Consider the following 21,823-nt stretch of genomic DNA (forward strand, 5'->3'; position numbering starts at 1 on the left):
ATAACTGTGGTGCAGCGGCAATCTTAAGCTTCGTGTGAACTGAAGAGTTCCTGATTGAAATTTATATTCATACATTAACCTCCTCAATGTACATGATGCGAATGAGCAGCTTGGCGTGTCAGGTGTTCAATAAATCCTTATTATGCCAGTCTTAGTACCTTGATGGTGAGTTGGGTACAAAGGTTCAGTGTAAAATGCTGACAGGGCTGGTGACCGGTATTACAGCTTACATTCCAACTGCTTTTACCCACTCATATTTCCAAACCCAAAAGATAAAAGCCTCATACTTTCGCAGCAGGCTTTTATCTTTCAATGGCATCAAGCTTAGTGCATTAACTGACTCACCAGACCGGTAAGATCGGCTTTTTTATCAATCACACCTGCAGATGACGCTTTATCCACCAGCTGTGGCAGATATTTGACCAGCAGATTCAGTGCATCGCTGGTGTTGATACCCATCCGCGCAGCCAGTTGCTCAATCGCTTCGGAGTTAATCATCTTCTTCACCAGATCGCTGCTCAGGGCAACGTTCTGCTGATCGCCCAGCCAGGAGTTAACCACCTCACTGTACTCACCGCTCTGAAGATGGCTTACGATGGTGTGTAAACCGCCTTGCTGTTCCACCCACTCCAGTACACCTTTCACTTCCTGACTGGTCTGAGTATTCAGGCCGCACATCGCCAGCACCGTTTCCAGTAAACTCATTTTATTTCCCCTGAATAGTGATCGCTTAAGACTGTTTACATGCTCTGATTTTATGAATGACAAACAGCACAATAATTGAACCCAGGGTTGCAATCGCAATGCTGTAAATATTGAAACCACTGACCTTGCCAAAGCCCAGAGCCGTACTGGCGACACCACCAATCAGCGCGCCGATAATACCCAGAATCATGGTCATGAAAATGCCCATATGTTCTTTACCTGGCATAATACATCTGGCGATAATACCGGCGAGCAGACCAAATACAACCCATGACAATATACCCATCATTACCATCCTTCTTTTTATATAAATTACTGCACGTTTAGCAGTGGTTTAATCCGAAAAATAAAAGCAGGTGTATCGTACGCCGCGTAGTATTTGTCTGGCAATCCTGTTTTTTTAATTAAACTAAACGTATCGGAAACGATAGGGGAGTAATTATGAGCATTCTGGATAATATTAAAAATATTGGCGATGAGTTGTTACATAGCGTTGATAAAAATGTTGAGAATAAGACTGATGCCTCAATATCAGGTGTTCGCACATATACGGTGAAATCCGGGGACACGCTCAGCGCAATCGCTAAGCAATTTTATAATGATGCATCAAAATATATGAAAATCTTTGAGGCGAATAAAAATATCCTCAGCAACCCGGATAAAATTGCGCCGGGTCAGGTATTGACTATTCCTGAGTAATAATTCGCCGGGAGTACGAGCCAGCCAGAGCAGGGATTGCCCGGCTGGTTTCTTGCATTTATAACCGCCGGATTCACCAGGAATATGCAGGTAACAGCAGGCGGATCCGGATGCTAATCAGAAAGAACGAGAAAATCGGGAGTACTGAAAAGCAAAAAGCCCGCTCAGGTTTCCCTGAGCGGGCTTTTCTAATTCTGGCTCCTCTGACTGGACTCGAACCAGTGACATACGGATTAACAGTCCGCCGTTCTACCGACTGAACTACAGAGGAATCGTTTGAACGAGGCGAATATTAGCGGCGTCGCACTGAGGTGTCAACAGCAAAAAAGACATTATCATTCAACTGGCTAGCTTTAACGCAATGCGATCGGGATTTAAGCAGTTTGAGCCGTTTCAGATGTCATCCGGCTCAGGGGATCCTGCTGGTAAAACTGGCGCAGATGCTGATACATGGCGGGAAAACGTTCTGCCAGCAGAAGCGGAGCCGTAAAGAAATATTCAGAGAGTACAGCGAAACACTCTGCCGGATCGCTGGCGGCGTAGGGATCAATGGTCGCAGCCTGTTCGCCTGCCAGTTCCACTTCACTCTCAATCTCTGCCATCGCGGCTCGCAAATCCTTTTCCCACTGGGCTACGTCACGCAGTGGCATGACCGGAACACCGCTGGTATAACCGCTGCCGCGCGCATCCAGTTTGTGTGCCACCTCATGAATCACCAGATTAAAGCCGGAGAGATCGAATGAATCCTGAATATCGAGCCAGTTGAGGACGACCGGTCCCTGGGTCCAGCTCTGTCCGGCATGAACGGCAGGTGCGCTGTGAACCAGCCCATCTTCATCCTGCCACTGATCGTCAACCTCAAACGGCTCGGGATAGATCAGCACCTCATGAAAACCGTCCAGCCACTCCAGACCCAGCTTCAGCACTGGCAGAGAGAAGAGCAGGGCGATCCGCACGCTGCGCAGTTCATCCAGTTGAGCACCCCCGAGAGGCACCAGTTTTTTCTGTTGCAGAAAGCGCCTTGCCAGCTCCACCAGCGCCTGCTGTTCAGCCTCATCCAGCGGGCTGAAGACAGGCTGTGACAGCCCCTGTTGCCACGGCAGGGCCGCCAGCATGGTGTCGTTATGCGTTTTCCAGGGCCATTTAAACATCGCAACTCCTGCACAGAACCGGGCTATGTCGTTATCCTGACGCGGCAGACATAAAAATGCCAGCATCGAATGCTGGCATCTTCTGTCGCACTTCAGGACTGAAGGCTGTCTATTCAACCCGTTAGCGCAGCCGTTGTCTGTGATTCAACCCGCAAAGTGCAGGGTTGAGGGATTACCTGCGTTCAACGCGCTGAAATTCAATGACCCAGACCCAGGGATTCACTTCCCAGCTGGTTGCGCCATACTGCTTTTCCCAGGCTTTACGATACGCCTCTTTAGGCGACTCAGAATTAACGTTCATGGTGAAGAAGTTATTAAGGAAATGCGAGTCGGTCTGTACGCCCTCCGCCATAATGTCATCTTCACTGATATCCTGAATCTTCTCCGCGCGCACGCCGGTGATTTCGAGGTTGATACGACTGGCCCAGCGCGGCATGTGGATGGCGGTCTGCCAGCCAAACTCTTCGGCTTCCGGGGTGCTCATCGCATGCTGACCCAGCTCATTGCTGTCGGCACGATACTGGCAATATTCCGGCAGGCGAAACGGCGTCGGATCACGTTCATATTCGGCCAGATCGCTTTCTGGCACCATCGGGCCACGCCAGGTTTCACGCACCCAGAGGATGTCACCCGGCTTGCCGTAGGGGCACTGATAGCTGATGTCCGCCATCGACATCATCTTGTAGCCATGCAGATGGTTAGCACTCACATCAAAAGCATGTACGCCCTCGTGATGATCCTGCCCCGGCCCGAAAGCCTGAGTTTTCATAATGCGCCGGGTTTGTGTTTGCTGGCCAACCAACAGGGCACGAACACGCTGTTCGGAAAAAAGAATCGGCCGTTCTTTCATGGATTACCTCTTTTTATTAGTAGAACCCGGTTACTGCTGTAAACGTCCATTTGCTTCACATCTGAGAATTATCATAAAAGCTTTAAATCATTTTGCTTAATAATTTGTCGCCTGACAGTCACTTCAAAATTGTCACGTTGGGTGTTAAAAACCAGCAAAATGCAAAAAGCGCACCAAAGCTTATCACGCAATCGGCAGAACGCGACGAACAGCCCGGATACAGTACGTTATAACGGTAAAAATAGGAACCTTTTCAGATTTTTTCACCTGCTATTGCCCACACTTTTACAATTAAATGCGTGACAAAAAAAGGTTAAGCCCGACAGGTTTAGCTGGTTGAGAATGAATCAAACATTACTGCTGTTAAACTAATTTTCTTAGCAGCAATTCACTGAGGAAAGGCTTAAAACCGCCGAAATTGCGGTATTTATGTAACAGAGATGCTATACAGATGATCCAGATCTCATTTTTCTGCCCGAAATAGCTGGCAGCACTGCTCTTTTCAACAGCACTGTAAAAAAGGTGTCATTAGCCAGTCGCTATGATGGCTTGCCGTTTGCGCACTGATCACGACAGAGAATCCGCTGTCGATCACTACAGGGAGATAGATTATGTCACTCACACTCTGGCAATCCCGCTATGAAAGCTGGTTTCAGGCGAACTGGATCCACGACGACGGCGCGCACGATATCGCCCATCTGCGACGCGTTTGGATGAGCGCGCAGCGAATCATGACAGGCACGAAGGCGGACCCGCTGGTGGTGCTCACCGCCTGCTATTTTCATGATGTAGTGAATCTTCCAAAGAATCATCCGGAACGGCATCTCGCCTCAACGTATGCAGCCGCGGAAACGCAGCGCATTCTGCAGCAGGATTTTCTCGATTTCCCGGCAGAAAAGATTGATGCCGTGATGCATGCAGTTAAAACCCACAGTTTCAGCGCCGGTATCCCGCCAGAGACGCTCGAAGCCAGAATCGTTCAGGATGCAGACAGGCTCGAATCGCTGGGCGCAATCGGGCTGGCGCGGGTCTTTTACACGGCCGGTGCACTGAATCGTCCATTATTCGACAGTCAGGATCCGCTGGGTAAAGATCGCGAGCTGAATGATGTTAAGTGGACGCTGGACCATTTCCAGAAGAAGCTGCTGCGCCTGCCGGAAACCATGCATACCGAAACCGGCCGCATGCTGGCTGAGCATAACGCCGATTTTCTGGTACGATATATGGCGAAGCTGTATGCCGAGCTTCAGGGCAATCTGGTGGGGATGGATGAGGGCGTGCTGCGGGATTTTACTCCATTGAAAACTGAATATTAAATTTTTATGACAGTATGTTAATCGATACGGTCATCCGGTAGCGTGTGAGCAATAACAAAAAGGAGCTGCCCGATGACCGAAACTGTTAATTTAACGATTAAAATTGATCCCGAGCTGAAAGAAACGATTAAACAGCTGGCGCTGGAAAACCAGGTTTCAATGAGCCAGGAAATTGTGCAGCGTTTGCAGGCCAGTCTGGAAACGCATCCGCATCCCGCCATTGATAATCAGGACATCACTGAAGAGGGGACTGAGGGATCCAGTGCCGCTGACGTGAAGACCGATGCATTAAGTGCAACAGAGCTGAAGCAGATTCGGCTGCTGCTGAAGAAGCAGAGCAAGAAGAAAAAATAAAACAGAAACCCGTCGCCAGACGGGTTTTTACTTTGGAGAAAGGCTGGACCGTTTCGCTATGAGACTGTGCCTGCTCAGGGAACACGGTCAGATCGGAAAGACGCAAAAGCCGCCATCCATGGCATGCTCGGCCCGCACCGTCCTGGCGCGGGACGCTTTCCTCTTCTGACCGTGTTCCCTGCGAGTTGAGCTTATTTGTTGCTGTGAGTATCGTCAGATGTAAGTTCTTCATCAGCCTGAAACCCGTCGCAAGACGGGTTTTTTTATTTCAGTTCGATGACGACTTCAACTGACGAATATGCGGCAGCAACAGCTGAGCCACCGCTGCAAACACCGGCACCACCACCGAGTTACCAAACTGCTTATAGGCCTGGGTATCTGAAACCGGAATGCGGAACGGCTCGCGACCCGGCACATCAAAGCCCATCAGGCGCGCGCATTCGCGCGGGGAAAGGCGGCGTGGTCGACGCGCCATATTATCCGCATCCTGAAACTCCGCTTCGCCCAGCGCACTGTCCCAGCCGCGATCAATCAGAATCTCTGAGCCATCTTTGTAGTAACGCGCTGACAGCGTCCGCACGCAGCAGTCAGGATTGCGCGGATCGTTGAGGCCAAAGCCAAAGCCATTACCTTTGGCTTTATGTTTTTTCGCATACTGGTAGAGGTAGCGCCACAGCACCGGTGACAGGATATATTTATCGTCCGGCGCACTCTCCAGCAGGCTCTGCAGGCTGGGGACCTGCGCCGGGTAGAAACGGCGGATATCGCGCAGCGTAAAGTCCTGCTTTTTCAGGTCACGGCGAATCCCCACCAGCACAATGCGTTCGCGATGCTGCGGCAGGAAGTGGCGCGCATCGATCACTTTGGCATCGGGGCTGCTGGCTCCGGCATCGGCCACGTCATAGCCCAGCTCATCCAGCGTCTCCATGATAATGGCGAAGGTGCGGCCCTTATCGTGGCTTTTGAGGTTTTTCACATTCTCCAGCACAAAAAATGGCGGCTTCTTGGCAGCCAGAATGCGCGCAACATCGAAAAACAGCGTGCCCTGTACCTGACACTCAAACCCGTGGGCGCGGCCCAGCGCATTTTTCTTGCTGACCCCCGCCAGCGAAAAAGGCTGGCAGGGAAAACCGGCCAGCAGCACCTGATGGTCGGGGATTGCCGCATCAATCGCGCGGTATATCGCTTCATCGTCAGTCAGACCTTCAGGCTGGGTCACCTGACGAATATCGGTATTGAAGTGATGCTCCAGCGGATCGCTGTAGTGATTGGCTTTGTAAGTGCGAACCGCCTCTTTATTCCATTCACTGGTGAACACACACTTACCGCCGATCGCCTCGAATCCTTTACGGATGCCGCCAATCCCGGCAAAGAGATCGATAAAACGAAACTCAGGGTTATCATAGTGGGCGGGCCGGGTCGGCAGCAGACTCTGCAACAGCGACAGCTCCGCCTCACACAGCGGTGGCAGGACGCTTTTACCCTGACGAATCCGGTTCAGCAGGGCCGGCGTCCAGCAGGAAAATCCCGCCTGCTGCAGTCGGGCCGTGAGATCACGAACCGAATAGATGTCCAGCACCTGTCTAAAGAGTTCAGACGCATCAGCAGATGAAAGTGCAGCAGAGAGTGGTTCAGCGAGGGCGGCGGGATGCATGCGTTTTTCCTTAACAGTAAGGAGCCTATGCTAACACTCCAGAGGCTGCGAGGAAATTGCCGGGATGTGCCCTGTGTCAGACCGCCGGAAAGTTCTGTTTTTGCGGCGTAATCTCCGAAGTCGTCCGGCGACAACTTTCGCTTTTCGCGGCGCAGGCTAAAGTTACAGAACCAGCAAAAAAGGAGACGTTATGGCTGATGTTCACTCCAGCGAAACACGCAGCAAAAATATGCGTGCCATTCGCGCTCAGGATACGGCCATTGAGCAACGTATTGCGCTGCTGCTGAAAGATCGGGGATTCAGTTTTCGCGTGCAGGATAAAAATCTGCCGGGACGGCCTGATTTTGTTCTGACCGAACAGCAGGCGATTATTTTTGTTCATGGCTGCTTCTGGCATCGTCATCACTGCTATCTGTTTAAGCTGCCGGCGACGCGCACAGAATTCTGGACCGGAAAAATTAACAGCAATGTTGAACGTGACCGGCGTTATGTGCGCCAGCTGCAGGAAAGCGGCTGGAAAGTGCTGATCATCTGGGAGTGTGCGCTACGTGGCAAACTGCGCCTGGCGGATCAGGATCTGCTGGAGCGGCTGGAGGAGTGGCTGCTGGCGATGCCGGAGAGTGCGGAGATCGACCATCAGGGCATTCATCATTACAACGCCGATTGCTAATCAGAGACATAATTGGTTAGATCGGCGCTTTCTCCGTGGCAAGGATCCTGAAATGAGCAGCATAAAACTGACGGTAAAACGCCTTTACCAGATTCGTGACGAGCGGATGGTGAATACCAAAGCGACCGCGCGGGTTTACTGTGGTGACAGGCTTATCGCCACGGAGGAGATCACCGGTATGACTGAAAGCCCGGTCAGCAAATATCTGCATGCTGAAGGAGCAGCAGGCGAGACGGTGCGGGTAGAGTGGGATTGTGAGGGCATCGCGGAGATGACTGTTACGGAAATTGAGCGCTGCCCATGTTGTCAACATAACGAACCAGACTAAGGATAAGATTTTGGCGGGAACCAGTTTACTGACTTTACTTGATGATATTGCAACACTTCTGGACGATATTTCCGTCATGGGGAAAGTGGCGGCGAAAAAGACTGCTGGCGTACTGGGCGACGATCTGTCGCTGAATGCTCAGCAGGTCAGCGGCGTCAAAGCCAACCGTGAGCTGCCGGTAGTATGGGGCGTTGCCAAAGGATCGTTTCTTAACAAACTGATCCTGGTGCCACTGGCGCTGATTATCTCCGCGTTTGCGCCCTGGCTGATTACGCCGCTGCTGATGATTGGCGGTGCCTATCTCTGCTACGAAGGCGTGGAGAAGGTAATGCACAGTCTGCAGCATGACAAGCAGAGCAAATCACCGGAAGCGCGTCAGCAGCGACTCGAGTCGCTGGCGAATCAGAATGCGGCCGAGTTTGAGAAGAAGAAGATCAAGGGCGCAGTGCGCACCGATTTCATTCTGTCAGCCGAAATTGTTGCGATTACCTTAGGCATCGTATCGGAATCGCCGCTGCTCAACCAGGTGATTATCCTGGCGGGCATCGCAATTCTGGTTACGGTAGGCGTTTACGGCATCGTGGCGGCCATCGTGAAAATTGATGACCTCGGTTTCTGGCTGCGTGAAAAGCCGTCGCGCGTTGCGCAGGGTATCGGCAGTGTGCTGCTGGCCGCCGCGCCCTGGCTGATGAAGATCCTCTCGGTAGTCGGCACCATCGCCATGTTCCTGGTCGGCGGCGGCATTGTGGTGCATGGCATCACGCCGCTGCATCATCTGATAGAGGAAGTCAGCAGTGGCTTCAGCAGCTGGATCGCGATGCTGCTCAGCAACGGCGCTAACCTGGTGCTCGGCTTTATCATTGGGTCGATCGTGCTGTTAGTGGTCAACCTTATTGCCAGAGTGCGCGGAAAATCGGTATAAAGCGCACTGTGATTAAAGGTCAGGAGAATGACGATGAACGACGACATGTTTGAATTTGATATCGACGCACAACTTGAGCAGGCTGAAGCGAAAGCAGAGAAAAAAGCCAGCGAAGTGCCGGATGATCTCGGTGACGAAGCCGATTGTGAAGGCTGTAAAATCTGACGTCAGCGTCAACACTTCATAAAAGCGGATAAGTTTTATCCGCTTTTTTTATATTCCGCATATCCAGCTGCTTAATTCTGAATTCGCCCTTTTTTTGCGTGCCTTAACAGGCAAGGGTCGGCTTTGCCTGCTATAAAGAAAATAATCACTCAGGTTAATAACACGCATGAAAGGAGCGCATTATGGTTTTCGCAATCAGTGAAGAAGTGCAGCATAAGGAAGAGGGGCAGACGATGGTGGTGACCGGCTACGCGAGTGGCATGGTGGAGTGCCGCTGGTATGACGGCTTTGCCGTGCGCAGCGAGGCTTTTCGCAGCGATGAACTCTGCGCCCTGAATCCGGCACAACAACTGGCGGGCTGACAGCATCAGGCCTGTGGGTTCTGCGACCCGCCAGGCCCGGTTTCTGACTGCCTATGGCCCGGCACACTCCCTGTGCCGCCCTGTTTTCAGACGTTACCGTCGTTATCCTCTTCAACCGCCTGATAGATTCGCTGCAGCACATCCGGGAAGGCTGACTGGACACGACTCCAGCTCGGTATAAACGGCTTATCGTTAGGACGCTCAATAAACGCCTGACCTGCTTCCAGAATCGACTGGGTAAACATCTCTACCGCAGCCTCTTCCACATGCTGATCAAACTTCAGCCCGTTCATTGCCGCTTCGTGATTGTAGGTCTCCATCATATCCAGCGCATTACGATAATAGGTTGCTTTCAGCACCCGGAACGAGTCGCTGGTCAGCGGCACACCCATGGTGGCGAGCTTGCGCAGCAGTGACTGGACAATATCACTGCTCATGCGCTTCAGGCCGCCGGTGCCATCATCTTCTGCCAGCGGCTGATGCTTGTGATCGTAGTTATCGGCGATCTCAACCTGGCACGACTGGCGGGTGGTGTAGTTACGATAAATCTCTGACAGCACGCCAATCTCCAGTCCCCAGTCGCCGGGGATCTTGATGCCGTTCAGCACATGCGTTCGCATGGCGAACTCGCCCGAGAGCGGATAGCGGAAGCTTGTCAGGTAATCCAGGTATTCCGAATGGCCATAGACTTTCTGTAGTGAGCGCAGCAGCGGCCCGACCAGCAGACGGCCGACGCGGCCATTCAGCTTGCCATCCGCGACGCGCGCGTAGAAGCCCTTACAGAACTCATACTGAAACGCCGGGTTGGCCAGTGGGTAGAGCAGGCGGGCCAGCATGCCACGCTCATACGTGACGATATCGCAGTCATGCAGCGCCACACAGCTGGTGCGATCTGACGCCAGCGTATAACCGGTGCAGAACCAGACGTTACGGCCTTTGCCGGGGTTGGTGGGCGACAGACCCTCTTTATCCAGTTCCGCATCAATGGCTTTCAGACGCGGGCCGTCGTTCCACAGGATGCGATGCCGTTGCGGCAGGCGGGAGAAGAACTCGCGGGCAAACAGGAACTGATCGCGGTCAGCACGATCCAGACCAATGACAATTTCGTCCAGATAAGGCACTTTGGCCAGCTCATCAACGATTTTCGTCAGCGCCGGACCTTCAAGTTCGGAAAACAGCGATGGCAGGATCAGCCCCATTTTGCGTTTGCGGGCAAAGCGAACCATCTCTTTTTCCAGCGACTCCACGCTGCGGTGGGTAAGGTTGTGGAAGTTGGTGATTACGCCATTCTGATAAAAGTCACTCATCGCATCATCCTTTTAATGCCCGTGGGCAGCTTATTGAGATTGAGTCAAAAAATAGTCCAGCCCTTCACGCCAGCCTTCGGGGCCATGGTGAGCGGTGTGATAGACCTGCTGCTGATCGGTCCGGCTGAGTGTTACCGGTGTTTTACTGTAGCCCTTAATCACGACGGCATAATCAACTGCATCCAGCATCGGCGCATCATTCGGCCCGTCACCGAGACCAATTGTGATGGGCGCTTCACCGGGGGCATGATCCAGCAGCCAGCGCAGCGCTTCACCTTTGCCGCAGCCTGCTGGCATGACATGCCAGAAACGTCCGCCCTGCGTCAGCGCCAGCCCTTCAGCACGCAGTGCCTCCTGAAAGCTATCGAAAGCTTCATCGCTGTCGCGCCAGACAATCACTTCAGAGGCGTCGCGCTGGCGTGCCAGCGCGGCATCTCCCTCACTCAGTCCGGTCATTGAGGCCACTTCCGGATCGGAGAAATCATGAAAGCCGGTAAAGCGGTAGGCTGTTTTCAATGCAGCCAGCCGCTGGCAGAGGGCGTCATAAGTCAGCGTGTTATCAGGCAGACGGATACGCTGCTGATCCTGCAGCTGAAGCACGGCACCGTTCTCGGCAATAAAGGGTGAACCACTGATCCCAAGTTTTTTTTGCAGCGGAATGATTTCGGCTGCCGTCTTACTGGAACAGATCACCAGCGGAATAGCGGACTGTTTTAGTGTGGTGAGCCACTCCGTGGCCGCATCCCAGCGATAGGTATGGTGGTCCAGTAGCGAACCATCGAGATCGGTAATAATCATTAACGGCTGTTGAAGATCGGGCATTAACAGGCTCCTTTCATCACGTTCGCGGCTAAAGCAGCGATTTTTCAATATTATAGTTGAATATGGCTCACACTTTTTTTCCTGCCACGTCGGCTGAAAATCCAGGATAAATCTTAAAAGAGAAGAGGGGAAAACGGGGGATACAAGAAATGTGCAGGCGCTAAGTCACTGGCTGGCCCGGTGTTTTCGGTAACTATAGCCTTACAACGACCCGGTTCGTTGCAAAAACGTGCATATCTGATACTTGTTTCGGTGACGCGATCGCGTAATCTGCATAGGTGTTAAGAATTCCCTGGTGTAACGAATTGAATTTTTACCCGGCCTTCCCGCCGGGTATTTTTTTGAAATCGATTTCAGCGGTTAGCTTCATAGGCGCGATAGTCACAGATGTCGATTTCAAACGCTTCTGCCAGTTCGGTATAGGAGTGGAAAATCTGGCCTTCAACTTCGAGCCGTGGCATCTGGCCCTGCTCCATATATTCCCTTATCTCTCCTGACGTTTTCGCCTGAATCGCCGCCAGTAAACCCTCAACATCCACCTTCAAATCGGACGCCGGCATATCGGTGTGCTGCTTTTCGTCTGTCATTTTCTGACTCCTGAGAGCAAACAGAATAATCAGTATAGAACGCGGGGCAGAAAGAGGGGACCGGGCAGATCGCAGGCAAAAAAAAGCCCGCGCTGCGCGGGCAAAATCCTTGTTACTTCAGGTTGTGGCTGCACCTATGGGGGTGGTGCAGTGGAGGAAGTGTAAAGGCCAGGCGCGTAAGAAGTCTTGCGGTGAAATGTTAAGAAATTGCAAAAATGGTCCTTACTCAGATTTACCTGACTTTGCCCCTGAACAGAGCAGATTCGGCTATAGTTGATGATAAAGCTGATTTTTTTCAATACCTAAAGGAATGGTTATGGACATCTTAAGAATTATTATCGCAATTCTGCTGCCACCGCTGGGTGTGTTTATGCAGGTCGGTTTTGGTGGTGCTTTCTGGCTGAATATTCTGCTGACGATCTGTGGTTACATCCCTGGTATCGTTCATGCCGTCTGGGTCATTGCCCGCCGCTAACGCGCTGCATCGCGCCGGTTCTTCGTTTAGACTGTACGCAGTAAATAATCAGGAGAACCGAAATGAAGGTAAATGACCGCGTCAGCGTCAAAACCGATGGCGGCCCGCGTCGCGTTGGCACCATTCTGGCTATGGAGCCATTTAATGAAGGCACCATGTTTCTGGTCGCGCTGGAAGATTATCCATTAGGCATCTGGTTTTTTAATGAAACGCAGCAGCCGGATGGTATTTTCGTCGAGCCTTACCACGACGCCTGAGCCTGACGTGCATAAAAAAGCCCCGTTACGTTAAACGTAACGGGGCTTTTTTGCATTCAGCGCCGCTGCCGTCGACAACAGCCGCTGCCAGTTACCTGCCTGGCGTCAGAAGGTTTCCCAGTTATCACTACCGGTGGTCAGCGCCGGGCGCGGTGGCAGAGCGGATGTTTTGGCTGGTGATGTGACGCGGGTGGCCACACTTTTCGTGGCAGGCGAATCCTGCAGACGGAATGCCGCTACCGCCTGTGTCAGTTTGCCCGCCTGATCTTCCAGCGAGGCTGCTGCTGCTGAGGCTTCTTCCACCAGCGAGGCGTTCTGCTGTGTGACGTTGTCCATCTCAGTGACCGCCTGGCTCACCTGCTGAATACCCCTGCTCTGTTCGTCCGATGCCGCGGCGATTTCCGACATAATATCGGTGACGCGACGTACCGCCTCGACAATCTCACCCATGGTACTGCCCGCTGCGCCAACCTGATGCGAACCGTCATTAATCAGCGTGACCGACTCAGCAATCAGGGATTCAATCTCTTTGGCCGCCTGCGCACTACGCTGGGCCAGATTGCGCACTTCGCTTGCCACCACCGCAAAGCCGCGACCCTGTTCTCCGGCGCGCGCTGCTTCAACCGCTGCGTTCAGCGCCAGGATGTTGGTCTGGAACGCGATGCTGTTAATGACGTTAGTGATCTCAGCGATTTTCTTTGAGCTGCCGGAAATGTTGGTCATGGTTTTCACCACGCTATCGACCAGATCACCCCCGCTGCGCGCCTTGCCAGAGGCATCCGCGGCCAGCTGGCTGGCGTGATGGGCATTCTCGGCGTTCTGTTTTACCGTGGCGGTGAGCTGTTCCATGCTGGCAGCGGTCTGCTCCAGTGCTGCCGCCTGCTGCTCGGTGCGTGAAGAGAGATCGGTGTTACCAGCTGAAATTTCGCTGGAGCCCTGATAAATCGCCACAGCACCTTCACGCACCGTTCCGACGGTGGTGACCAGCGCCTGCTGCATCAGCTGCAGGTTGTGGATCAGCGTACCAATCTCACTGCGGCCATAGGGCAGGGGAACAGAGGTCAGATCGCCCTGCGCAATGCGTTCGATACGCATCACCGACTGACGCAGCGGGTTAATCACCACGCGTCGCAGGAAGACAAAGGTCAGCAGCACCAGCACCAGTGCGGCACTAAACGCCACGGCCATCGAGATAAAGCCAATGCGTGACAGATGATCGGCTTCGGCAGTAATAGCATTCGCGCGGTCAGTACGAATTTTGATCGCCTTCAGTAACACTGCGTTATAGTCATCATCCAGCCTGCGGGTAACGTCCGTCTCCTGGGCGATAATGCCCTCAAAGCTGCCCTGTTTACCGGCATTAATCATGGGTATCAGGCCTTTATTGATGTAATCGTTGAAGCGTGCCTGCAGCGTGGCATCCAGTTCAACGTCAGCGGGGGTCTTCACTTCACGTGCCTGATAGACCGCAAACCCCTCTTTAGCCTGCTGAATCCGTTTTTCAGCAGCCGCCACGTTGGCGCGAAACGCGTCCATTTCACCAATACGCGCGGCGGCACCGGCCTGAATAATGGTCAGGCGTGCCGTACGCAGGTGGTTGGAACTGTTAGCGAGGCCCATGCGAACCTGGATTTCGTCCGTAGCATCATTGAGAGAGTGGTTGCTTGAGATAAGAAAGTAACTGGCGATACCAATACAGAGTGCGAACAGCAGCAATATGCCGCCGAAGATCAGGCTAAACAGCGGCATCAGGCGGAGATTCTGCCAGATGCCAGCGCTTTTATGTCCATTATTATCTAATGCAGTGTTCATATCCTTGCTCTCTTGAGGCTGTTGTTATAAGGCTTAACATCGGCAAAAGAGTGTAAAGGCTTAGGAGCAAGAGTGAGACCTGGATCCCAATTCAGCGCAAAAAAAACCGGCCATTAAGGCCGGTTCTTCAGGTCTGACGATCAGCGAATATTAACGTAAATACCCGAGGTCACATTATCGGTTAAACGCACCACATGATAAATAACCTGTTTATTATGGGTTTTGATTTTGCGTTTAATATTACCTTTGTGTGACGATACCGTTTTGGCCTTAATTTGCATTTTATCTGAGATCTGAATGGTGTCATGACCTGACATCCACATCTTCAGCATGTTTGACTCAGTCTGGCTCAGCGTCAGCGGGTGAACATCCATGCCCGAAGAGATGCGCGCAGACTGGTTAAGCTTCTTCTGCAAATAGGTGCTGAGTAAGGAATCCAGGGTCGATGTCTTCAGCGATTTTGATGTAATAATCAGGTTCTTACGAACGTAGAGATATTCCTCAAAATGGATATTGCTAATCGCCATGAATATAAAGAACAGCGTATCAGGATGCTGCGTAATAATACTGCGGATACGTTCACTGGAATCTGACTCATGAATGAAACAATCTTCATTAATAAAGACGACACCAGGATTTAATTGCTCACATTTTTGCTGTAGTTGCTCAATATCGGAGACAGAAGAGATATTTTTCTTCTTAACTCCCTTTAAAGACATGTAGTCTGATAATCCCAGGCGTGTGTAGTTGCAGGAATCCATAATAATAGTTGGCATAATAGCGACCCTCACCAATTTGTTATCCGTTTAAATCAACGATGAATACGCGTTGCGGTACGAGAGAGATTTCTTAGGTACTTTTTTATTCTGCTCGTGCAGTGTGGCAACAGGCAAACGCCCGTAAAAGTCTTCATCCCTGACCCGTTCTGCAAAAAATTTGTGCTGCCATGACGTCACACATTCTCCGGCAATGGCGGGGAATGCCAGTGAAGTGCCGGAGATTCAGTAAAGCTCATTTTTTGAGAGCTGTGTCACTATCCCTGAAAACAGGAAGTTTTCTGATAGGACAATTCTCAAAAACATTTGTTTTACGAAAGTGTGAAGTCTCAGCGTGCGATGACAATGCCGGAAAAAACATTTTTTAACAAGAAAAATCACTTAAAGTTTTTTTCCCTGTGAATTCAGTGTATTGCCAGTTTTGCATGCACATTCACAGTCTGACCGCTTCTGTGAACCACCCAACTAAAATACGCGAAGCCCGGTTTAATAAGAATTATTTTCAGACTCTCAGCACATTTATCAGAATTTCCTTAGTTGCATTCTGGAAAACATGGTTCGGAAAATGCAGGGATGGTTTTGCGATACTTAAGTGTTGCTGAGCAAAGGTAGTTAGAAACTTAATGTTCAGGGACGGGATAGTTCTGTCAGGAACAGGGCCAGTAAATCAAATATTTCACTGAACAAATGCTCACAGAACGGGGCCAGCAGGGGCATCAGCAGGCTGATGGTTAAAATTCCGACTGATAAGGTAATCGGGAAGCCAATTGCGAAGATTGATAACTGTGGTGAAACACGGTTTAACAAACCCAGTACCAGATTTACCATGAGTAACAAAACGATTAAGGGCAGCGCTAACATCATGCCATTAAGGAAAATTAATCCGCCGGATTTCACCAGCGCCATAAATGCGTTGGCATTTAGCGGGTGGCCACCAATCGGCAGCGTGTGAAAACTGTCCGCCAGCAGTGAGATCAGCCACAGATGTCCGTTAAAGGTCAGAAACAGCAGCATGGCCAGCATGTCGAGAAAACGGGCCAGCACCGGCATGTTCAGACGGCTGCCAGGATCAAAAAAGGTGGCGAACGAAATGCCCATCTGCAATCCAATCACTTCCCCGGCAAGGCGCACCGCCGCAAACGCAAACTGCATGGTAAAGCCCAGCGCGATACCAATCAGCATCTGCTGGATCAGCAGCCAGAAACCGGCAGGGGAAAACAGGGTGACATTGACAGCAGGTAACAGCGGCATCAGCAGCCAGGTGATCATCACCGCCAGTCCGATTTTGACACGTTTGCTGACGGATCGTTCACTGAGGATCGGCGCAGTAGCGAACAACGCCATGATGCGCACCAGTGGCCAGAAAAACTGGCTGACCCACTGAACCAGCTGGCTGCTGTCGAGAGTAATCATCAGCCGATGATATAAGGCAGGTTGGTAAAGACGGTCCGGATATAGTCCAGCAGCAGATTCAGCATCCACGGGCCGGCAATGATACCGGTGGTGGCAACCGCCAGGATCTTAGGAATAAAGGATAAGGTCTGTTCGTTGACCTGGGTCGCCGCCTGGATCAGGCTGATCAGCAGACCGCTGACCAGGGCTGCCAGCAGCAGCGGGGCGGCCAGCATCAGGGCGACGCGCATCGCTTCCTGTCCCATTACCATTACTGATTCGGGTGTCATGTCGTGCTCCGGTAAGAAAAGGGGATCAGGAGTAGAAGCTTTGCGCCAGTGAACCGACCAGCAGTTGCCAGCCATCGACCAGAACAAACAGCATCAGTTTAAACGGCAGCGCGATGGACGCTGGCGGTACCATCATCATCCCCAGCGCCATCAGCACGCTGGCAACCACCAGGTCGATGATCAGGAACGGGATAAATACGGTAAAGCCAATCTGGAACGCGGTCTTCAGCTCGCTGGTCACATAGGCGGGCAGCAGAATACGCATTGGCACCGCTTCAGGACCGGCAATCGGGGCGGTATTCGCCAGACGGGCAAACAGGGCTAAATCCGCTTCACGGGTCTGACGCAGCATAAACTCGCGCAGCGGCTGGGCACCTTTATCAATCGCCACGTCCATGCTGATCTTGTCCTGGCTGAACGGCAGGTAAGCATCCTGATAAATCTTGTCGAAGGTCGGTGCCATAATAAAGAAAGTCAGAAACAGCGACAGTCCGAGCAACACCTGGTTAGGCGGCGCAGAGGGCGTGCCCAGCGCGTTACGCAGTAAACCAAACACAATGATGATACGGGTGAAGCTGGTCATCATCAGCAGCACGGCCGGAATAAAGGTCAGCGCAGTGATAAAGACCAGCGTCTGTACCGGCAGTGACCAGCTCTGACCGCCATTCGGCAGTGAGTGACTCACCAGGCCCGGCAACTGGGCATGGGCAACCGGTGCCAGTAACAGCAGTGGCAATAAAGGAAGCAGTCGACGCATCATTGTGGTTTTCCGGGACGTTTAACCAGATTCTGTAACAGCTGACGAAAATCCTGTGGCGCACTGTTTACTGGCGTCACAGAGACCGGTTCACCCGGCGGCAGCGTATGCAGATGAGTAATCTGCTGGGCAGTGACGCCCAGCACCAGACGCGCATCGGCAGTATCGACAATCACCACCCGCTCACGCTGGCCCACTGAGACGCTGGCCGTGAGTTTCAGCTCCTGACCACTGACCTTTTTCGGCGCAAAGCCGGCACGGCGTGCCAGCCAGGCGCAGGCCAGAATCAATAAAATAATCACTGCTAACACGCTGCTGACCTGTGCCAGCATAGAACCGGTCGAAATCGCCTGTGCGTGCGGTGCGGCCGGTTGCAGCGTTTGATTCTGGCTATTCATAATGTGACTCTTAGCGACTCAGACGACGCATACGTTCAGACGGGGTGATGATGTCAGTGATACGAACGCCATATTTGTCGTTCACCACCACCACTTCACCCTGTGCAATCAGGTAACCGTTGATCAGAATATCCAGCGGCTCACCTGCCAGTCCGTCCAGTGCTACCACCGAACCCTGCGCCAGGCGCAGCAGCTCTTTGATGGTCATCTTGGTGCGGCCCAGTTCGACGGTGAGTTTCACCGGGATATCCATAATCAGATCGATATCCTGCAACGAGCCCGCGACATTGCCGCTGTCGAATGACTTAAAGACGTCATCGGTCTGCGGCGCACTGCTGCTGCCGACCTGCTCGTTCATTGCTTCAGCCCACAGATCGTCCGCAGAGATATCGTCAGACGGTTTATTACTGTCAGTCATGGGGCTGTTCCTCGTTAAGCGAATTCAAAATCGGGTTAATCAGGTGTTCGACACGGAGCGCATATTGCCCATTCATCGTGCCATATTGGCTGGTTAAGACCGGTACGCTATCGACATGGGCGATAATGCGTTCCGGCTTCTCAATCGGCAGCACATCACCGGGTTTCAGCTGCAGAATCCGTGAGAGACGCAGTGACGTTTCGGCAAAGTGAGCAATCAGTTCCAGCTCAGAGTGCTGCACCTGTTTGACCAGGTTATCGCGCCAGTGGTTATCTTCCTGACGTGAGTTTTCGAGCGGTGGATTCACCAGCAGCTCGCGCAGCGGTTCAATCATTGAAAACGGGATGCAGATATTAAACTCACCCACCAGGTTACCAATCTCCACCTGGAACGGCGTGTTAACCACGATGTCGTTCGGTGAAGTGGTGATGTTGGTGAACTTTACCTGCATCTCTGAACGTACATACTCGACGTCCAGGGGATAAATAGCCTTCCATGCGTCGCTGTAACCATCCAGCGCCAGCTTCAGCATGCGGCGGATAACGCGCTGCTCGGTATGGGTAAACTCACGGCCTTCGACTTTCGTCGGAAAACGTCCGTCACCACCAAACAGGTTGTCGACGGCGATAAACACCAGGCTGGGTGAGAACACCACCAGCGCCGTGCCGCGCAGCGGTTTCAGGTGGATCAGATTCAGGTTGGTTGGCACCGGCAGATTGCGGGCAAACTCGTGATACGGCTGAATCTTAATCGCCCCGACGCTGATGTCCGGGCTACGGCGCAACAGGTTAAACAGCGTCATACGGAAACTACGGGCAAAACGCTCGTTAATAATTTCCAGCGCCTGCAAACGCTCGCGCACCACGCGGCGCTGGGTATTCGGGTCGTAAGGACGAATATCGCCTTCCGGCCCGTTTTGTTTCTTTTCTTCTTCCGCGCTGCCACTGTCGCCGTTTAAAAGGGCGTCAATTTCAGCCTGGGAGAGAATGCTATCGCCCATTGATTCACCTCAAAATGAAGGCAGTAAACAGCACGTCGTTTACGGCCTGCGGAGGTTGACCTTTTACCAGCGGAGGTGTCAGCGCCTGTTTGATTTGTTCAACAAGCGCCTGTTTTCCTTGCTCCGTCGCCAGCGCCGCAGCACTCTGACGCGAGAGCAGCAGCAGCAGACGGCTGCGCACCTCAGGCAGATAGTCATTCATCCGACTCCGGGACTCTTCATCGGCCAGACGCAGGGTAAAGCCTACGTAAAGCACGCGGTCAGGATCGTTGTCGGGATTGACCAGGTTAACCGTAAATGTATCAAGTGCAAAAAAGACCGGAGCGGGAGGCGGTTCAACTTTCGCCACCTCAGGCTTATCGCCCTCGTGTTTATTCATCATTCGCCAGACTGCATAGCCTGCCACGCTGCAAGCGGCCAGCGTCAGAATGATCAACACTGGTATTAAGATTTTACGTTTGCTGCCTTTTGCTTTCGCGTTATCAGACATGGTGCAGTTACTTCCTGTGAATTATGGGCAAGCCTCTCGGCTCACGGGACAGATTATCCGCGTCTTAAGTCAAACCAATGGGTAGAAAAGACGCGGGTTTTACGCTTACCTTCAGCGTTTGCCGCTGTCAGGCGAAAGTGTCGACGGCGCTGTTGCCGTTAACGCGAGCCTGAAGGGCGGCGGGAACGGCGATCGGCGTAATGTCGGTGTCACTGTCTTGGGTGAGAGAGAAGCGGCCATGCTGTCCATCGCGGCGCGCCTCCTGTTGTTGCTGGAATTGCTGGCCCTGCGCGGAACTGTCACTGCTCACCTGACTCTCGCCCAGGTTGATACCGCTCTCTGCCAGCGCGCTGCGCAGCTGCGGTATCGCGGCTTCCAGTGCCGATCTGACGTGGCTATGGCTGGAAACCAGACTAATTTGTGCCTGGTCGTTGTCCAGTTTCAGGCTGATCTGGATAGCGCCAAGGTCTTCCGGATGTAAACGCAACTCCGCGTTCTGCTGGCCGTTGCGGCTGAACATCACGATCTGCTGACTCAGCGCCTGCTGCCACTCGTCGCTGCCCAGCTGTGAATTCAGCATCGGGGTGGACGGGGTGCTGCTGGTCGCAGAGGCGGTCACTGGCGCGGGCAGGCTGCTGGCACTGGCGAACGGCGTGGCGCTGATCGCGTTGTCGCTGGTGCTGGCTTTGATCGCACTCTGATCATCCTGCTTCACCATATTGCTTAGCGCCTGCTGGAAGCTGCTGTCGAGCGTCAGGCCGCTGCTGGTCGCACTTTGCGCGGCGGGCTGACTCTGACTGGCGGAGCTGTTCACCGCAGGTGAATTCAGTGCGGCACCTTTAGCATCCTGCTTCTCATCTTTACCCGGCGCAGGGCTATCCGGTGCGTGGCCCTGCTGCGCGCTGTTCAGCAGTTGCGTCAGCGCGGTCTGACTTTTCCGGCCGGTGTCGGTCTGGGCAATCAGCTCACCGGCTTCACTGCTGACCGGCGTCGAAGGCGTCGCTGTCGGCGTTACCGCACCCGGTAACATGGCAAACAGTGCCTGCACATTTTGCATGTCACTGGCGCTTAAAGGTGCGGCCTCCGGCTTGTCTTTATCATCGGCTGATTTTGACCCACCTTTAATATTTTCCGGCTTAAACAGAGCGGTCAGTTCAGCAGGATTATCCAGCGCCGCCATCAGCGCATTCAGCGGCGCCTTCGGGCGGGCGTCATCGGCAGTTTCTGCTTTGACGTCAGCGGATTGCGCCGCTTTTCCCGGTTGTTTCGCCAGGCCTGCCAGCTGGTTTCCCAGCGTGGTCAGAAAGTCCTGTGGCAGGGCATCAGCCCCTGCTACCAGGTCCGTCGCGCCGGATGGTTCCGCGTCGGTTTTAGCCGCCGCTTTTATGCCAATGTGTGGCAGCGTAATCATTCGCCTCTCCTCGATGCGGCCCGTTGGGCAAATTCATCCATCCGTTTCTGATCGAGACGGTTTTCCTGTCGTAATGCATTTTCCGCTGCCCGCGTTATCAGGGTTTGATAGGCGTTCAGCCGCTGCTGTTTGTCGCGCCAGTTAATCAGCGCCTGCTCCAGCCGCTGATTCCAGTTATTAAGCTGGTTGCGATGCTGCTCAATCGCTTTTTCCAGCGTCTGAATAAACTGGTGATAGTTCGTCCAGCGGGTGCTGGCGATGCCGGATGACATGTCATCGTTGAGCTTGTTGCGATACTCGTCCTGATAATCGAGCAGCATCGTCAGCTGCTCGTTAGCGGCGTGCTGGCCGCGGCGCATATCGCCTAAATAGATGGCGGCACGTTCGAGATCCTGCTCCGCTAAGTCGCGCAGCGTATCAATGGCATTTGCAGTTTTCATTGCCGTTACCTCGCG

The 21,823-nt window shown here is 52.8% G+C and carries 28 protein-coding genes, 1 tRNA gene and 1 pseudogene; 10 read left to right on the forward strand and 20 right to left on the reverse strand.

Annotated elements, in window-relative coordinates:
- Positions 1 to 324: 324 nt before the first annotated feature.
- Both K6R05_RS07470 and K6R05_RS07475 read right to left on the reverse strand, forming a co-directional pair.
- The gene (locus K6R05_RS07470) at positions 325 to 705 is read right to left on the reverse strand and encodes a YidB family protein (RefSeq protein ID WP_222925330.1); all 381 of its coding nucleotides are present in this window, start codon (positions 703 to 705) and stop codon (positions 325 to 327) included.
- A gap of 25 nt (positions 706 to 730) precedes the next feature.
- On the reverse strand, positions 731 to 991 hold the full coding sequence (locus K6R05_RS07475; RefSeq protein ID WP_041456944.1) for a GlsB/YeaQ/YmgE family stress response membrane protein: 261 nt from the start codon (positions 989 to 991) through the stop codon (positions 731 to 733).
- A gap of 152 nt (positions 992 to 1,143) precedes the next feature.
- Between K6R05_RS07475 and K6R05_RS22390 the strand changes: the two are divergent.
- Positions 1,144 to 1,404, forward strand: a pseudogene (locus K6R05_RS22390) (LysM peptidoglycan-binding domain-containing protein); the annotation flags it as partial.
- Positions 1,405 to 1,599: 195 nt separating this feature from the next.
- On the opposite strand, the gene K6R05_RS07485 reads toward K6R05_RS22390, so the two are convergent.
- From K6R05_RS07485 to K6R05_RS07495, 3 genes are all read right to left on the reverse strand, one after another.
- A tRNA-Asn gene (locus K6R05_RS07485) sits at positions 1,600 to 1,675 on the reverse strand.
- Positions 1,676 to 1,778: 103 nt separating this feature from the next.
- Positions 1,779 to 2,555 carry a DgsA anti-repressor MtfA gene (mtfA, locus tag K6R05_RS07490; protein ID WP_202605051.1) on the reverse strand — a complete coding sequence of 259 codons (777 nt, stop codon included), beginning with the start codon at positions 2,553 to 2,555 and terminating at the stop codon, positions 1,779 to 1,781.
- A gap of 172 nt (positions 2,556 to 2,727) precedes the next feature.
- Complete coding sequence (locus tag K6R05_RS07495) at positions 2,728 to 3,405, reverse strand: ASCH domain-containing protein (protein ID WP_161736198.1); 678 nt, start codon at positions 3,403 to 3,405, stop codon at positions 2,728 to 2,730.
- 611 nt (positions 3,406 to 4,016) lie between these two features.
- Here K6R05_RS07495 and K6R05_RS07500 point away from each other — a divergent pair.
- Complete coding sequence (locus tag K6R05_RS07500; protein ID WP_161736199.1) at positions 4,017 to 4,721, forward strand: phosphohydrolase; 705 nt, start codon at positions 4,017 to 4,019, stop codon at positions 4,719 to 4,721.
- A 72-nt stretch (positions 4,722 to 4,793) separates the two neighbouring features.
- Positions 4,794 to 5,075: an Arc family DNA-binding protein gene (locus tag K6R05_RS07505; RefSeq protein ID WP_161736200.1), complete on the forward strand. Its 282-nt coding sequence runs from the start codon at positions 4,794 to 4,796 to the stop codon at positions 5,073 to 5,075.
- 268 nt (positions 5,076 to 5,343) lie between these two features.
- On the opposite strand, the gene dcm is transcribed toward K6R05_RS07505, so the two are convergent.
- The gene (dcm, locus tag K6R05_RS07510; protein WP_161736201.1) at positions 5,344 to 6,729 is read right to left on the reverse strand and encodes a DNA (cytosine-5-)-methyltransferase; all 1,386 of its coding nucleotides are present in this window, start codon (positions 6,727 to 6,729) and stop codon (positions 5,344 to 5,346) included.
- A 190-nt stretch (positions 6,730 to 6,919) separates the two neighbouring features.
- Here dcm and K6R05_RS07515 point away from each other — a divergent pair, with 190 nt between their 5' ends.
- The 5 genes from K6R05_RS07515 to K6R05_RS07530 all read left to right on the forward strand — a co-directional run bounded on the left by K6R05_RS07515 (position 6,920) and on the right by K6R05_RS07530 (position 9,176).
- Positions 6,920 to 7,399, forward strand: coding sequence for a very short patch repair endonuclease (locus K6R05_RS07515; protein ID WP_161736202.1), 480 nt, complete (start codon positions 6,920 to 6,922; stop codon positions 7,397 to 7,399).
- 52 nt (positions 7,400 to 7,451) lie between these two features.
- Positions 7,452 to 7,727 carry a hypothetical protein gene (locus K6R05_RS07520; RefSeq protein ID WP_090959971.1) on the forward strand — a complete coding sequence of 92 codons (276 nt, stop codon included), beginning with the start codon at positions 7,452 to 7,454 and terminating at the stop codon, positions 7,725 to 7,727.
- 10 nt (positions 7,728 to 7,737) lie between these two features.
- The gene (locus tag K6R05_RS07525; RefSeq protein ID WP_161736203.1) at positions 7,738 to 8,649 is read left to right on the forward strand and encodes a DUF808 domain-containing protein; all 912 of its coding nucleotides are present in this window, start codon (positions 7,738 to 7,740) and stop codon (positions 8,647 to 8,649) included.
- Positions 8,650 to 8,682: 33 nt separating this feature from the next.
- On the forward strand, positions 8,683 to 8,814 hold the full coding sequence (locus K6R05_RS22100; RefSeq protein WP_003854444.1) for a hypothetical protein: 132 nt from the start codon (positions 8,683 to 8,685) through the stop codon (positions 8,812 to 8,814).
- 182 nt (positions 8,815 to 8,996) lie between these two features.
- Positions 8,997 to 9,176 carry a YodC family protein gene (locus K6R05_RS07530; RefSeq protein WP_161736204.1) on the forward strand — a complete coding sequence of 60 codons (180 nt, stop codon included), beginning with the start codon at positions 8,997 to 8,999 and terminating at the stop codon, positions 9,174 to 9,176.
- A gap of 86 nt (positions 9,177 to 9,262) precedes the next feature.
- Here K6R05_RS07530 and K6R05_RS07535 read toward each other — a convergent pair whose 3' ends face one another.
- The 3 genes from K6R05_RS07535 to K6R05_RS07545 form a co-directional block, all read right to left on the reverse strand.
- Positions 9,263 to 10,483: a glycosyltransferase family protein gene (locus K6R05_RS07535; RefSeq protein ID WP_013358297.1), complete on the reverse strand. Its 1,221-nt coding sequence runs from the start codon at positions 10,481 to 10,483 to the stop codon at positions 9,263 to 9,265.
- Between the two features lie 30 nt (positions 10,484 to 10,513).
- Positions 10,514 to 11,305: a mannosyl-3-phosphoglycerate phosphatase-related protein gene (locus tag K6R05_RS07540; RefSeq protein ID WP_222925332.1), complete on the reverse strand. Its 792-nt coding sequence runs from the start codon at positions 11,303 to 11,305 to the stop codon at positions 10,514 to 10,516.
- A 353-nt stretch (positions 11,306 to 11,658) separates the two neighbouring features.
- Positions 11,659 to 11,892, reverse strand: coding sequence for a DUF2525 domain-containing protein (locus K6R05_RS07545; RefSeq protein ID WP_013358295.1), 234 nt, complete (start codon positions 11,890 to 11,892; stop codon positions 11,659 to 11,661).
- Positions 11,893 to 12,208: 316 nt separating this feature from the next.
- Here K6R05_RS07545 and K6R05_RS07550 point away from each other — a divergent pair, with 316 nt between their 5' ends.
- Together K6R05_RS07550 and dsrB are read left to right on the forward strand one after the other, a co-directional pair.
- A complete protein-coding gene (locus K6R05_RS07550) occupies positions 12,209 to 12,367 on the forward strand; it encodes a YqaE/Pmp3 family membrane protein (RefSeq protein ID WP_013358294.1) in 159 nt (52 codons plus the stop codon).
- A gap of 62 nt (positions 12,368 to 12,429) precedes the next feature.
- Positions 12,430 to 12,624, forward strand: a complete 195-nt coding sequence (gene dsrB, locus K6R05_RS07555; RefSeq protein ID WP_013358293.1) for a protein DsrB — start codon at positions 12,430 to 12,432, stop codon at positions 12,622 to 12,624.
- 105 nt (positions 12,625 to 12,729) lie between these two features.
- Here the strand turns inward: dsrB and K6R05_RS07560 are convergent, their stop codons facing one another.
- From K6R05_RS07560 to fliJ, 11 genes are all read right to left on the reverse strand, one after another.
- Positions 12,730 to 14,436, reverse strand: coding sequence for a methyl-accepting chemotaxis protein (locus tag K6R05_RS07560; protein WP_222925333.1), 1,707 nt, complete (start codon positions 14,434 to 14,436; stop codon positions 12,730 to 12,732).
- Positions 14,437 to 14,576: 140 nt separating this feature from the next.
- Positions 14,577 to 15,212: a transcriptional regulator RcsA gene (gene rcsA, locus K6R05_RS07565; RefSeq protein WP_222925334.1), complete on the reverse strand. Its 636-nt coding sequence runs from the start codon at positions 15,210 to 15,212 to the stop codon at positions 14,577 to 14,579.
- Positions 15,213 to 15,839: 627 nt separating this feature from the next.
- Complete coding sequence (gene fliR, locus K6R05_RS07570) at positions 15,840 to 16,625, reverse strand: flagellar biosynthetic protein FliR (protein ID WP_061062740.1); 786 nt, start codon at positions 16,623 to 16,625, stop codon at positions 15,840 to 15,842.
- Complete coding sequence (fliQ, locus tag K6R05_RS07575; RefSeq protein ID WP_003854466.1) at positions 16,625 to 16,894, reverse strand: flagellar biosynthesis protein FliQ; 270 nt, start codon at positions 16,892 to 16,894, stop codon at positions 16,625 to 16,627. The genes fliR and fliQ overlap by 1 nt, the downstream gene beginning before the upstream one ends.
- Before the next feature lie 25 nt (positions 16,895 to 16,919).
- A complete protein-coding gene (gene fliP / locus K6R05_RS07580) occupies positions 16,920 to 17,651 on the reverse strand; it encodes a flagellar type III secretion system pore protein FliP (protein WP_031593200.1) in 732 nt (243 codons plus the stop codon).
- The gene (gene fliO / locus K6R05_RS07585; RefSeq protein ID WP_161736208.1) at positions 17,651 to 18,049 is read right to left on the reverse strand and encodes a flagellar biosynthetic protein FliO; all 399 of its coding nucleotides are present in this window, start codon (positions 18,047 to 18,049) and stop codon (positions 17,651 to 17,653) included. Before fliO ends, fliP begins: the two co-directional genes overlap by 1 nt.
- A 10-nt stretch (positions 18,050 to 18,059) precedes the next feature.
- Positions 18,060 to 18,467: a flagellar motor switch protein FliN gene (gene fliN, locus K6R05_RS07590; protein ID WP_033733054.1), complete on the reverse strand. Its 408-nt coding sequence runs from the start codon at positions 18,465 to 18,467 to the stop codon at positions 18,060 to 18,062.
- The gene (gene fliM, locus K6R05_RS07595) at positions 18,460 to 19,467 is read right to left on the reverse strand and encodes a flagellar motor switch protein FliM (RefSeq protein WP_013358287.1); all 1,008 of its coding nucleotides are present in this window, start codon (positions 19,465 to 19,467) and stop codon (positions 18,460 to 18,462) included. The genes fliN and fliM overlap by 8 nt, the downstream gene beginning before the upstream one ends.
- A 4-nt stretch (positions 19,468 to 19,471) precedes the next feature.
- A complete protein-coding gene (fliL, locus tag K6R05_RS07600; RefSeq protein ID WP_013358286.1) occupies positions 19,472 to 19,957 on the reverse strand; it encodes a flagellar basal body-associated protein FliL in 486 nt (161 codons plus the stop codon).
- Positions 19,958 to 20,084: 127 nt separating this feature from the next.
- On the reverse strand, positions 20,085 to 21,368 hold the full coding sequence (locus K6R05_RS07605) for a flagellar hook-length control protein FliK (protein ID WP_222925335.1): 1,284 nt from the start codon (positions 21,366 to 21,368) through the stop codon (positions 20,085 to 20,087).
- Positions 21,365 to 21,808 carry a flagellar export protein FliJ gene (fliJ, locus tag K6R05_RS07610; protein WP_003854478.1) on the reverse strand — a complete coding sequence of 148 codons (444 nt, stop codon included), beginning with the start codon at positions 21,806 to 21,808 and terminating at the stop codon, positions 21,365 to 21,367. The genes K6R05_RS07605 and fliJ overlap by 4 nt, the downstream gene beginning before the upstream one ends.
- Positions 21,809 to 21,823 lie beyond the last annotated feature (15 nt).

The organism is Pantoea alfalfae, from assembly GCF_019880205.1.
GTDB classification, from domain to species: Bacteria; Pseudomonadota; Gammaproteobacteria; order Enterobacterales; family Enterobacteriaceae; genus Pantoea; species Pantoea alfalfae.